This window comes from Streptomyces sp. NPDC006385 (genome assembly GCF_040612485.1).
In the GTDB taxonomy this organism is placed as follows: Bacteria; Actinomycetota; Actinomycetes; order Streptomycetales; family Streptomycetaceae; genus Streptomyces.
The window spans coordinates 108,596-120,965 of record NZ_JBEXQG010000008.1 but is presented as its reverse complement, the minus strand read 5'-3'; the positions used below and the strand labels follow the sequence as shown (position 1 = coordinate 120,965).

At 72.3% G+C, this 12,370-nt stretch carries 8 protein-coding genes; 6 read left to right on the top strand and 2 right to left on the bottom strand.

From position 1 onward, the window contains the following. Positions 1–75 precede the first annotated feature (75 nt). The 4 genes from ABZ078_RS08790 to ABZ078_RS08775 all read left to right on the top strand — a co-directional run bounded on the left by ABZ078_RS08790 (position 76) and on the right by ABZ078_RS08775 (position 4,277). Positions 76–972: a response regulator transcription factor gene (locus tag ABZ078_RS08790; protein ID WP_356573058.1), complete on the top strand. Its 897-nt coding sequence runs from the start codon at positions 76–78 to the stop codon at positions 970–972. Then, positions 969–2,453, top strand: a complete 1,485-nt coding sequence (locus tag ABZ078_RS08785) for an ATP-binding protein (RefSeq protein ID WP_356573056.1) — start codon at positions 969–971, stop codon at positions 2,451–2,453. Before ABZ078_RS08790 ends, ABZ078_RS08785 begins: the two co-directional genes overlap by 4 nt. A gap of 226 nt (positions 2,454–2,679) precedes the next feature. Then, complete coding sequence (locus tag ABZ078_RS08780; protein WP_356573054.1) at positions 2,680–3,840, top strand: alkaline phosphatase PhoX; 1,161 nt, start codon at positions 2,680–2,682, stop codon at positions 3,838–3,840. Between the two features lie 122 nt (positions 3,841–3,962). Then, positions 3,963–4,277: a hypothetical protein gene (locus ABZ078_RS08775; protein ID WP_356573052.1), complete on the top strand. Its 315-nt coding sequence runs from the start codon at positions 3,963–3,965 to the stop codon at positions 4,275–4,277. 103 nt (positions 4,278–4,380) lie between these two features. On the opposite strand, the gene ppdK is transcribed toward ABZ078_RS08775, so the two are convergent. Together ppdK and ABZ078_RS08765 are read right to left on the bottom strand one after the other, a co-directional pair. Further along, complete coding sequence (gene ppdK / locus ABZ078_RS08770; protein ID WP_356573050.1) at positions 4,381–7,101, bottom strand: pyruvate, phosphate dikinase; 2,721 nt, start codon at positions 7,099–7,101, stop codon at positions 4,381–4,383. A gap of 406 nt (positions 7,102–7,507) precedes the next feature. Beyond that, positions 7,508–8,710, bottom strand: coding sequence for an ROK family protein (locus ABZ078_RS08765; protein WP_356573048.1), 1,203 nt, complete (start codon positions 8,708–8,710; stop codon positions 7,508–7,510). Between the two features lie 120 nt (positions 8,711–8,830). On the opposite strand from ABZ078_RS08765, the gene ABZ078_RS08760 reads away from it, so the two are divergent. Together ABZ078_RS08760 and ABZ078_RS08755 are read left to right on the top strand one after the other, a co-directional pair. After that, on the top strand, positions 8,831–10,306 hold the full coding sequence (locus tag ABZ078_RS08760; RefSeq protein ID WP_356573046.1) for a hypothetical protein: 1,476 nt from the start codon (positions 8,831–8,833) through the stop codon (positions 10,304–10,306). Further along, positions 10,303–12,240 (top strand): glycogen debranching N-terminal domain-containing protein, encoded by a 1,938-nt coding sequence (locus tag ABZ078_RS08755; RefSeq protein WP_356573044.1) that lies wholly within the window; start codon positions 10,303–10,305, stop codon positions 12,238–12,240. Before ABZ078_RS08760 ends, ABZ078_RS08755 begins: the two co-directional genes overlap by 4 nt. The last annotated feature ends 130 nt before the right edge of the window (positions 12,241–12,370 follow it).

The following is a 12,370-nucleotide window of genomic DNA, read 5'->3' as shown; positions in this document are numbered from 1 at the left end:
CTGTTCGGCAAGCGCCTGTTTCTTGTAGCGTGTTCGCTCCAGGGCAGAGAATGAGAATTCGAGAGACGGGGACCCATGGGCATACACGTGCTGCTCATCGAGGACGACGAGACGATCGCCGAACCGCTCATCGAGGGGCTCGGGCACTTCGGGCTGAGGGTGGATCACGTCACCACCGGAGCGGAGGGGTTGAGGAGGCCGTACGGCGATGTCGTTCTGCTCGACCTCGGGCTGCCGGACATGGACGGCATCGACGTCTGCCGCGGCATCCGGCGGCTCTCGGACGTGCCGGTCATCATCCTGAGTGCGCGGGGTGAGGAGGCCGACCGGGTGCTGGGCCTGGAGCTGGGGGCGGACGACTATCTGGCGAAGCCGTTCAGCGTACGGGAGTTGGTGGCACGCGTACGGGCGGTGACCCGGCGGACCCAGCGCACGGAGGCGGTGGCGGAGCCGGTGCGCGCGGAGGCGGTGCGCGCGGAGCCGGTGCGGGAGCATGGGGGCGCGGAGGCGCTGGTGGAGCGTCTGCGGACGGAGGCGGTGGTGGAGCGTCTGCGGACGGAGGCGGTGGGAGAACGGGGCCGTACGGGGACGGCGGCGCAGCCGGTGGTCACCCCTCCACCCCCGTCGTACGAGGACACCGCACCCCGGCCCCCGCATGCCCCCGGCCCCCTGGTCGTCGACCGCCGCACCCATCAGGTCTGGGTCGGCGAGGTGCCCGTCACCCTCACGCCCAAGGAGTTCGAGCTGCTGGCGCTGCTGGCCGAGGATCCGGGCGCGGTCTACTCCCGGCAGCGGATCCTGGACCGGGTGTGGGATCCGCACTACGAGGGCCCGACCAAGACACTGGACGTGCATGTCGCCTCGCTGCGGCGGAAGTTGGGCGACCCGGCGTGGATCCAGACGCTGCGCGGCGTCGGCTTCCGGCTGGCGGTGCAGACCGAGCCGGGCGGACAGCGGGTGCCCTCCCCGTGACCCGCCGGCTGCTGCTCAGCTACCTCAGCCTCGCCGCGCTCGTGCTGGCCTGCCTGGAGATCCCGCTGGGCTTCGTCTACTCCCGCAGCGAGCGGGAGCGGGTGGTGAACGCGGCGAAGGACGAGGCCGAGTCCGTGTCCGCGTACGCCTCGCTGTCCCTGAGCGCGGGCCGTGCCGCACGGGACCTGCCCCGCCGGGTGGTCCACTGCGCCGAGCGCATCGGCGGGAAGGTGGTGATCGTGGACGCCTCGGGCACCCTGCTCGCCACCTCGCATCCGCTGCCCGCCGAGATGTCGTCCTCGCTCGCCTCCCGTCCCGGTATCGCGGCCGCCCTGCACGGCACCTCCACGGTGGACGTCCGTACCTCGACCATCGGCGGGGTCGAGTACCTGTCGGTGGCCGGGCCGGTCCGGCACGCCACGGGGCTCCAGGGCGCCGTATGGCTGACACTGCCGACCCGGACGGTGCACGAACGCGTCCATCACGTCTGGCTGTTGCTCGGTCTCGGCGGACTCGGGGTGCTCACGGCGGTCGCCGTCGTCGGGTTCGCCATCGCCCGCTGGGCAGGCCGTCCCATCCGCGCACTGGAGCGTGCCACGGACGAGTTGGCGGGTGGCGGTCTGGCCGCGCCGGTGACGATCACGAAGGGGCCGCCCGAAGTACGGCGTCTCGCCGCCGCGTTCAACCGTACGGCGGCCCGGCTCGCCCAGCTCCTCGCCGCGCAGCACGCCTTCGCGGGCGAGGCGTCCCACCAGCTCAAGACGCCGCTGGCGGCCCTGCGGCTGAGGCTGGAGAACCTGGAGCCGAGCGTCGCCGTCCGCGGCCGGGCCAGTCTCACCGCGGCCGTGACCGAGACGGACCGCCTCTCGCGGATGGTGGAGGGTCTGCTGGCGATGGCCCGGCTGGAGGAGAGCGCCGCGACACCCGGCCCGGTCGACGTGGGGGCGATCTGCGCGGAACGGCACCGCACCTGGCAGCCGCTTTTCGGTCGGCAGCGGGTCTCCCTCGTCCTGTTCGCCGGCAGCGTCGGCCCGGTGCTGGCGGTGCCGGGCGCGGTCGAGCAGATCGTGGACAACCTGCTGTCCAACGCCCTGCGCGTCTCCCCGCCCGACAGCACCGTGACCATGGAGCTCCGGCTCCATATGCCGGCCCGCCGTGCCCTGCGGGACGCCCGCCCCGCCTGGGTCGACCTGCACATCACCGACGAGGGGCCCGGGATGACCCCGGAGCAGCGCGCCCGCGCCTTCGACCGCTTCTGGCGCGCGCCGGGCGCCCCCAAGGGCGGTACGGGGCTCGGCCTGTCGCTGGTCCAACGGCTCGCGCACGCGAGCGGCGGCGAGGCGAGCCTGCACGCCGGGGCCGCCGGCGGGCTGGACGCGGTGATCCGCCTGCCGTCGGCGCAGCCGCCGCGCGAGGGGCACGGTCCGGGGGCGGACCGGCCCGGCCAGCGCAAGCGGGGGCTGCCGGCGTTGCAGTCGTGATCCGCGCCGGGCGGCACGCGTTCGCGCGCACGGGCAGCTACGGGCGGCCAGGGCAGCCGCGGGGAGCTCTCGGGTACGCCGTCCGACGGCCATGCACTGGCCACGGCGCGTCCACCATGGTCCCTTAGGTTCCATGCCACCCCCTCCACGACCCTCACCGCACGACCCCACGCACAACCCCGTCGTCGACCGGCGGCGGGGCGGTACGGCACCTGATGGAGTGAGAGTGGAACGTCGTGACCTCCTGCGTGCGGCCGTCCTCGGCGGCTCCACCGCCGTGTTCGGCGGAACCCTGTGGCGCGGCGCCGCCCACGCGGCCCCGGCCCAGCCCGGCACCGGCCCCTACGGGCCGCTGGGCTCCCCCGACGCCAACGGCGTCAGACTGCCCAGCGGCTTCACCAGCCGCGTCATCGCCCGCTCCGGCCAGACCGTCGCCGGGACGTCGTACACCTGGCACAACGCCCCGGACGGCGGCGCCTGTTACGCGGACGGCGCGGGCTGGATCTACGTCTCGAACTCCGAGATCAACCCGGGCGGCGGAGCGAGCGCGGTGAAGTTCTCGTCGACGGGCGCGATCACGGGCGCGTACCGCGTCCTGTCCGACACCCGCCAGAACTGTGCGGGCGGCCGGACCCCGTGGAACACCTGGCTGTCCTGCGAGGAGGTGTCCCTCGGCTACGTCTACGAGACCGACCCGTGGGGCACGAAGGCGGCGGTCCGCCGGGACGCGATGGGCCGCTTCAAGCACGAGGCGGCGGCCGCCGACCCGGTGCGCAAGGTGGTCTACCTGACCGAGGACGAGTCCAACGGCCGCTTCTACCGCTTCGTCCCGACGACGTGGGGCGACCTGTCCTCCGGCACCCTCCAGGTCATGGTCGCGGGCAGCGCCACGAGCGGCTCCTTCACCTGGGCGAACGTCCCCGACCCGGACGGCTCCCCGACGGCCACCCGCTCCCAGGTCCCCGCCTCGAAGTCCTTCAACGGCGGCGAGGGCTGCTACTACGCCGACGACAAGGTGTGGTTCACCACCAAGGGCGACAACCGCGTCTGGCAGCTCGACCTGACCTCGCACACCTACGCGTTGGCGTACGACGACTCCCTCGTCACCTCCGGCACGGCCCCGCTGACCGGCGTCGACAACATCACCGGCACCTCCTCCGGCGACCTGTTCGTCGCCGAGGACGGCGGCACCATGGACATCTGCGTCATCACCCCGGACGACGTCGTCGCCCCGTTCCTGCGGATCGACGGCCATTCGGGCTCGGAGATCACGGGCCCGGCCTTCTCGCCGGACGGGAGACGGCTGTACTTCTCCAGCCAGCGGGGGACGATGGGGAGCTCGTCGGGCGGGATCACGTACGAGGTGACGGGGCCGTTCCGGTCGTAGCCGCGCGCAACCCGAACAGGTCGAGGCACCGCGGGCGCCGGTCTCCTCGGGAGGCCGGCGCCGCCGCACCAGACCCCGGTGGAGATCGCCCATATCGAGCCGTGGTCGAAGGATCAGCCAGCATGCTCAACTACGGGCAAGCGGTCGACTGGCCACCCAATACTGAGATCGATCCACATCGGCGGCCCCCACGGCACGAGACCGGCTCGCCCGCGCAGGACTCCCCGTATACAGGCCGCTTCACCGTGACGCGGTTCGCCATCGGCCTGAGGGTGCTCGACTGCCACCACCGGGCGGCGCACCAGCGGGAGGACTCCCGGCCCGTGTGGTTCTACGGGCTGACCGACAAGTCGTGCGCGTGCGTGATGTTCCGCGACAGCCAGCCGTTCAGGCTGGTCAGCGACGTAGCTGACAATCTCCGCAGACCATGCAGGTGAGGGCGGCACCCCCGCACAGGGTGCCGCCCCCTTCGTGCACCGGAGCCGCCGCCCATCGGTACTGAGGGTCGGGGACGGACGACGGCTCCGGAGTCGGGGGAGGTCAGCGGTGGTCGCTGCCCTCCGACTGCGTCGCCGCGCGGCCCGCCTCCAGGCGTGCCACCGGGATCCGGAACGGCGAGCAGGAGACGTAGTCGAGGCCCACCTCGTGGAAGAAGTGCACCGACTCGGGGTCACCCCCGTGCTCGCCGCACACGCCGAGCTTCAGGTCCGGTCGGGTCTCGCGACCCGCCTTCGCCGCGGCCGCGACCAGCGAGCCCACGCCGTCCTTGTCGATCGTCTCGAACGGGGAGACGCCGAAGATGCCCTTCTCCAGGTAGGCGGTGAAGAACGAGGCCTCCACGTCGTCCCGGCTGAAGCCCCACACCGTCTGGGTGAGGTCGTTCGTGCCGAAGGAGAAGAACTCCGCCGCCTCGGCGATCTGACCGGCGGTCAGCGCGGCGCGCGGCAGCTCGATCATCGTGCCGATCGACAGCTTCAGCTTCGTGCCGGTGGCCGCCTCGACCTCCGCGATGACCTGGTCGGCCTCCTCGCGGACGATCTCCAGCTCCTGGACGGTGCCGACGAGCGGGATCATGATCTCGGCGCGCGGGTCGCCCTTGGCGTTCTTGCGCTCGGCCGCGGCCTCGGCGATGGCACGGACCTGCATGGTGAACAGGCCGGGGATGACCAGTCCGAGGCGGACGCCGCGCAGACCCAGCATCGGGTTCTGCTCGTGCAGGCGGTGGACCGCCTGGAGCAGGCGCAGCTCGTTCTCGTGCGGCTCCTGGCGGGACTCCGCCAACGCCACACGCACCGACAGCTCGGTGATGTCCGGCAGGAACTCGTGCAGCGGCGGGTCGAGGAGACGGATCGTCACCGGCAGGCCGTCCATCGCCGAGAACAGCTCGACGAAGTCCTGCTTCTGGAGCGGGAGCAGCGCCTTCAGGGACGCCTCGCGCTCCTCCTCCGTGTGGGCCAGGATGAGGCGCTCGACCAGCTCACGGCGGTCGCCGAGGAACATGTGCTCGGTGCGGCACAGACCGATGCCCTGGGCGCCGAAGCGACGGGCGCGCAGCGCGTCCTCGGCGTTGTCGGCGTTGGCGCGCACCCGCAGCCGGCGCTTGCGGTCGGCGAACGCCATGATCCGGTGCACGGCCTCGACCAGTTCGTCGGCGTCGTTGGCGCCGGCGTGCATCCTGCCCTCGAAGTACTCCACGACCGGGGACGGGACCACCGGCACCTCGCCGAGGTACACCTTGCCGGACGACCCGTCGATGGAGATCAGGTCGCCTTCCTCGACGACATGGCCACCGGGCACCGTCATCCGGCGCCGCTTGGTGTCGACCTCCAGCTCCTCGGCGCCGCAGACACAGGTCTTGCCCATGCCGCGCGCGACGACGGCCGCGTGGGACGTCTTGCCGCCGCGGGAGGTGAGGATGCCCTCCGCCGCGATCATGCCGTCCAGGTCGTCCGGGTTCGTCTCCCGGCGGACCAGGATGACCTTCTCGCCCGAACGCGACCACTTCACCGCGGTGTACGAGTCGAAGACCGCCTTGCCCACCGCCGCACCGGGCGAGGCGGCGATGCCCCGGCCGACCTGCTCGACCTTCGCCTCCTCGTCGAACTTCGGGAACATCAGCTGCGCGAGCTGGGCGCCGTTGACGCGCTGGAGCGCCTCCGCCTCGTCGATGAGGCCCTGGTCCACGAGCTGCGTCGCGATCCGGAAGGCGGCGCCCGCCGTGCGCTTGCCGACGCGGGTCTGGAGCATCCACAGCTGGCCGCGCTCGATGGTGAACTCGATGTCGCAGAGATCCTTGTAGTGGTTCTCCAGGGTCTCCATGATCTGCATGAGCTGGTCGTACGACTTCTTGTCGATCGTCTCCAGGTCGGCGAGCGGGACGGTGTTGCGGATGCCCGCCACCACGTCCTCGCCCTGCGCGTTCTGGAGGTAGTCGCCGTAGACGCCCTGGTGGCCGGAGGCGGGGTCGCGGGTGAAGGCGACGCCCGTGCCGGAGTCGGGGCCCAGGTTGCCGAAGACCATGGAGCAGACGTTGACGGCCGTGCCGAGGTCGTGCGGGATGCGCTCCTGGCGGCGGTACAGCTTGGCTCGGTCGCCGTTCCAGGAGTCGAAGACCGCCTTGATGGCGAGGTCCATCTGCTCGCGCGGGTCCTGCGGGAAGTCCCGCCCGGCCTCCTTCTTGACGATCTTCTTGAAGGCGGTGACCAGTTTCTTGAGGTCGGCGGCCTCCAGGTCGGTGTCGACCGTGACCTTCTTGGCCTCCTTGGCCTTGTCGAGGGCCTCCTCGAAGAGGTCGCCGTCGACGCCCAGGACGGTCTTGCCGAACATCTGGATGAGGCGCCGGTAGGAGTCCCAGGCGAACCGCTCGTCGCCCGCCTGCTCGGCGAGGCCCTTCACGGACTTGTCGGAGAGCCCGATGTTGAGGACCGTGTCCATCATGCCGGGCATCGAGAACTTCGCGCCGGAGCGGACCGAGACCAGAAGAGGGTTGTCGGCTTGGCCGAGCTTCTTGCCCATGCGGGACTCGAGGGCGTCGAGGTGCGCACTCACCTCGTCACGCAGTGCCGCCGGCTCCTCGCCGCTGTCGAGGTAGACCTTGCAGGCTTCCGTCGTGATCGTGAAGCCGGGCGGAACGGGGAGCCCCAGGTTGGTCATCTCGGCGAGGTTGGCGCCCTTGCCACCCAGGAGGTCCTTGAGGTCCTTGTTTCCCTCGGTGAAGTCGTAAACGAACTTCGCTCCATGGGGTTCTTTGTTTTCCGACACGGTCTCGACTCCCTCGAGGACGCGGTGGCTGCCCTGACGGCGAGGAACATACCCAGATCGAAGGCGCCTGGGTACGTCTACTCACGCGTCATACGCCCGTAACCACCCGTCCGCCAGTGGATCGAAAGTCAAGGCTTGGCAAGCAGAGACGGACGGATGTTTTCACTTCTTGAACGCAAGAGCTGCCATGAGTGCGGTTTCCTGCTCAGATGAGCAGGCATCCCGCACGTCTGATTTCGATCGATGAACGATCAAGGGGTGGCACCGAGTGCCACCCCTTGGAGAAGTGCAGCCGCTCAAGATCCGCTCATCTGAGCGCAACCCTTATCAAGGGTGGCGAGAATCACGCTGCCACAGGGAGCCGGATTTCACCATGCGGACGCGCCTCAGGACAGAAACACGGACGTCACACGCCCATGGCCAGCAGCCGCTCCTCCACCCGCTCCGGCGCGTACAGATGCTCCACGACCAGCGCCCCGGCGCCCACCAGCCCGGCTCGCTCCCCCAGCCGCGAGGTCACGATGTCCAGGTGCGCCGTGGAGCGGGGCAGCGCCCGCTGGTACAGCAGCTCCCGTACGCCGGTGAGGAAGGGCGTTCCGGCCAGATCCCCGGCGATCATCAGCACCCCGGGGTTGAGCAGCGTCACGACGGTCGCCAGCACGTCCCCGACCTGTCGCCCGGCCTCCCGGGCCAGCGCGGCCGCCCCCGGATGCCCGGCCGCCAGCAGGTCCCGCACATCCGAGCCCGAGGCCGCCGGCACCCCGCTCCCGGCCAGCCGCCCGGCCACGGCGCGGCCACTGGCGACGGCGGCCAGACAGCCGTACGAACCGCACCGGCACCGTGCCTCGGCGCCCGCCGGCACCCGGATGTGGCCGATGTCGCCGGCGCCGCCGTCGATGCCCCGGTAGATCGAGCCGTCGACCACGACCCCGGCGCCGATGCCGGTCGAGACCTTGACGAGGACGAACGCCGAGCAGTCGGGGAAACCCGTGCGCTGTTCGCCGTACGCCATGAGGTTGGCGTCGTTGTCGACCAGGACCGGGACCGGCGCGGTGCCGGTGGCCTCGGTGAAGGCCCGGGCGAGGCGGCCCCTTATGTCGTAGCCGTCCCAGCCGGGCATGATCGGCGGCTGGACCACCCGGCCGGTCCCGGTGTCGACCGGGCCGGGGACCGCGAGGCCGATGCCGCAGACCTCCCGCGCGCCGCGGCCCGCCTTCTCCAGCAGCTCGGCGAACCAGCGGCCCAGTTCGCCCAGCACCGCGTCCGGCCCGTCCTCCACGATCAGCGTGCCGGAGTGCTCGGCGAGGATCTCGCCGGTCAGCGACAGGACGGCGGCGCGCGCGTGCCGGGTCTCCAGGTCGGCGGCCAGGACGACGGCGTGGGCGTCGTCGAACTCCAGGGTGATGGAGGGACGGCCGCCCAGCGGGGAGTCCACGGGACCGACGGCGCCCTCGCGCAGCCAACCCGCGCGGAAGAGGCGGTCGAGGCGCTGGCCGACGGTGGCACGGGACAGGCCGGTCGCCTGCTGGAGGGCGCCGCGTGTGACGGCCCGTCCGCTCCGCACCAGTTCGAGCAGCTCCCCGGCGCTCGCCGGACCCCGTGCGCTCATGCACACCCCCTTGTGTTCCTCAACCCTGCATTACATATTGGGTTTTGCGTGTTAAATAGACGTAACCCTACGGTAGCCATGACCGAACCGGTCGGCCGGACGTCTTTCGGGGAGCCCCGAGTGGATCGCAGTGCCCAACTCACCGTTCCTGCCACGACGCGTGACATCGCATACGATCCGCCACCGCCTGCCGCCGCCTCGCTGCGCGTCAGGGCGGCCCGGGTGCTGGAGGCCAACTGGACCGGCACCTCGACGGTGCCCTCGCGCGGGCTGTATCCGCACCAGTGGTCGTGGGACTCGGCGTTCATCGCGATCGGGCTGAGGCACCTGTCGCCGTTACGGGCGCAGACGGAGCTGGAGACGCTGCTGGGCGCCCAGTGGGGTGACGGGCGGATCCCGCACATCGTCTTCAACCCCTCCGTACCGCTGGACGCCTACTTCCCGAGCCCCGACTTCTGGCGCTCCTCCACCGCGGGGCGCTCGGCGGGTGCCCCGCGCACCGTACAGACCTCCGGCATCGTGCAGCCACCGGTGCACGCGCTGGCGGCCTGGCTGGTGCACCGCGCCGACCCTGGGCTCTCCCGGGCGCGCGGCTTCCTCTCCCGGGTGCATCCCCGCCTGGCCGCCTGGCACCGCTATCTGCTGCACCGCCGGGACCTGGGCGGGAGCGGCCTCGCGTCCGTCGTGCACCCCTGGGAGCAGGGGATGGACAACAGCCCCTGCTGGGACGCGCCCCTGCGCAGGGTCCCGCCCGCCCCGGCCCGCTCCTTCCGCCGCGCCGACCTCGACCACGGCGCCCCCGAGGACCGGCCGACGGATCTGGACTACGGGCGGTATGTGCGGCTGGCGGCGGACTACCGGGACGGCGGCTATGCCGACGGCGCCGGAGACTTCGCGGTCGAGGACCCGGCGTTCAACGCCCTGCTCATCGCCTCCGAGCACGCGCTGGCCCGGATCGCGCGGGAACTGGGGGCGACGGGCACGGCCCGGCACGCGCGCGCCGAGCGGCTGACGGCGGCGCTGATCGAGCGGCTGTGGGACCCGGCGCGGGGGATGTTCCTCTGCCGTGACGTCAGAGCCGACGGGCCGGCCGGGGAGCCGATCCCGGAACGCAGCGTCTGCGGCCTCGTCCCCCTCCTGCTCCCCACGCTGCCGCGCGACATCACCGCCGCCCTGGTGCGGACGGCGCACGGCCCCCACTTCGGCCTCGGCGAGTCGACCCGCCTCGCCCCGTCGTACGACCTCCTCGGCGAGGCCTTCGACCCGCACCGCTACTGGCGGGGCCCGGCGTGGTTCAACACGAGCTGGCTGCTGGAGCGCGGACTGCGCACGCACGGCGAGCGGGAGCGGGCCGACGCCCTGCGCCGGGCGGTGCTGGAGCTCGCCGACGCCTCCGACTTCGCCGAGTACGTCGACCCGTACACCGGCGGGGCCTGCGGTGCCACCGGCTTCGGCTGGACCGCCGCGCTCGCGCTCGACCTGCTGCACGACGAGCACGACGAGCACGACGAGCCCGTGCGGGACACGGGCGGCGTTCCGGAATTCGCTGTCGAGGATCTCGCGGTCAAGGAGTACAAGGGAGGTAACCGGGGATGACGGACCGGCATCATCTGCTCGTGTTCGCAGGGACGTTCGCCGCCGTGGGCGACGGCGGGGACATCAGCGGCGTACGGGGCTCCGGCTCCCCGGATGGGCTGTTCGTCCGCGACGCCCGGCACCTGAGCCGCTGGCAGCTCACCGTGGACGGGGCGGTGCCCGAGACCCTCTCCCCCGTCGCCGACGGGGACACCGCGCGCTGCGTCCTCGTCCCGCGCGGCGGCCGCAACGAACCGCCCGCGTACACGCTGTTCCGCGAACAGGCGGTGGGGGACGGCTCGTTCATCGAGTCCCTGCGCGTGACCAGCAACCGTCCGGTGCCGACGACGGTCCGCCTCGCGATCACCGCCGACGCCGACTTCACCGACCAGTTCGAGCTGCGCTCCGACCACCGCACCTACGCCAAGGCCGGCGCCGTCCGCTCCCGCCAAGTCCTGGACCACGGCGTGGAGTTCACCTACCGGCGCGGCGAATGGCGCTCGATCACGACCGTGACGGCCGACCCCGGCCCGGACGGCGTCGAGGAGACGGGCACCGGCGCCCGCCGTCTGGTATGGACCCTGGACCTCGAACCGCACGGCACGGCCGCACTCACCCTCCGGGTGATGGCCCGCCCGCACGGCGACCACCGCCCCCTGCGCGTACCCCGCTCCCCGGCCGCCCTGAACGAGCGACTGCGCGCGCTGGAGGGCGAGTCCGTGGAGGGCGTCGCCTTCCCCACCGGCTGGCCGGAGCTGGCCGCGGCGTGCGCCCGCGGCCTCGCCGACCTGGCCTCGCTCCAGGTCCGCGCGAGCGGCCCCGACGGCGAGGAGCTGCGCGTCCCGGCCGGCGGCGCCCCCTGGTTCCTGACCCTGCTGGGCCGCGACGCCCTGCTGACGTCCCTGTTCGCCCTCCCCTACCGCCCTCGGCTGGCCGCCGCCACCCTCCCGGCGCTCGCCGCGACGCAGGCGACTCGGACCGGCACGGACGCCGTCGCCCAGCCCGGCAAGATCGTGCACGAGGTACGGCACGGCGAGCTGGCGCACTTCGGGCAGGTGCCGTACGGCCGCTACTACGGCTCGGTCGACGCCACGCCCCTCTTCCTGGTCCTGCTGGGCGCGTTCGTCGAGCAGACCGGTGACACGGCCACGGCACGCCGCCTGGAGCCGCACGCCCGCGCCGCGATCGGCTGGATGCTGGACCACGGCGGCCTGACCTCCCGCGGCTACCTGGTCTACCGCGCCGACCAGGGCGGCCTGGCCAACCAGAACTGGAAGGACTCCCCCGGCGCCATCTGCTCGGCCGACGGCACCCGCCCCGCCGGGCCGGTGATGGCGGCGGGCGCCCAGGGCTACGCGTACGACGCCCTGCGCCGCACGGCGTGGCTCGCCCGCACGGTGTGGCGGGACGAGACCTACGCGGCCCTCCTGGAGCAGGCGGCCGGCGACCTGCGGGACCGTTTCCAGCGGGACTTCTGGATGGAGGCGCACTCCTTCCCCGCGCTGGCGCTGGACGGCGCGGGCAACCAGGTGGACGCCCTGGCCTCGGACGCCGGGCATCTGCTCTGGTCCGGGCTGCTGGACAAGGAGTACGGCGAGCTGGTGGGCCGCCGCCTCCTCGAAGGCGACTTCTTCTCCGGCTGGGGCGTGCGCACCCTGGCCTCCGGCCAGCCGGCGTACCACCCCCTCTCCTACCACCGGGGTTCGGTCTGGCCGCACGACAACGCGCTGATCGCCCTGGGCCTGGCCCGCTACGGCCTGCACGACGAGGCCCGCACGGTCGCGCACGCCCTGGTCGACGCGGCGACCGCGACCGGCCACCGTCTGCCGGAGGTCCTGGCGGGCTACGGCCGCGACACCCACGCGGAACCGGTGCCCTACCCGCACGCCTGCGTCCGCGAATCCCGCTCGGCGGCGGCCCCGTTGGCGCTGCTGACGGCGGTGGGCGGGGCGTAGGAAAGGCACGGCGAGGCTGTTGGCCAGGTGTTTGCCCAGCGTTTGCCGAGCGCTGGGGCGGGCGGGCTGAACACGGCCCGGGGCCCGACCGTACGGGATGACGGCGGGCCTCCAGCCTCCCCAGCGTGGC

What these genes read in the sequence shown, in the direction of transcription:
- ABZ078_RS08775 (WP_356573052.1), top strand. Translation starts at nt 3,963, where the DNA reads ATGCTCAACTACGGGCAAGCGGTCGACTGGCCACCCAATACTGAGATC.
- ABZ078_RS08755 (WP_356573044.1), top strand. Translation starts at nt 10,303, where the DNA reads ATGACGGACCGGCATCATCTGCTCGTGTTCGCAGGGACGTTCGCCGCC.
- ABZ078_RS08790 (WP_356573058.1), top strand. Translation starts at nt 76, where the DNA reads ATGGGCATACACGTGCTGCTCATCGAGGACGACGAGACGATCGCCGAA.
- ABZ078_RS08765 (WP_356573048.1), bottom strand. Translation starts at nt 8,710, where the DNA reads ATGAGCGCACGGGGTCCGGCGAGCGCCGGGGAGCTGCTCGAACTGGTG.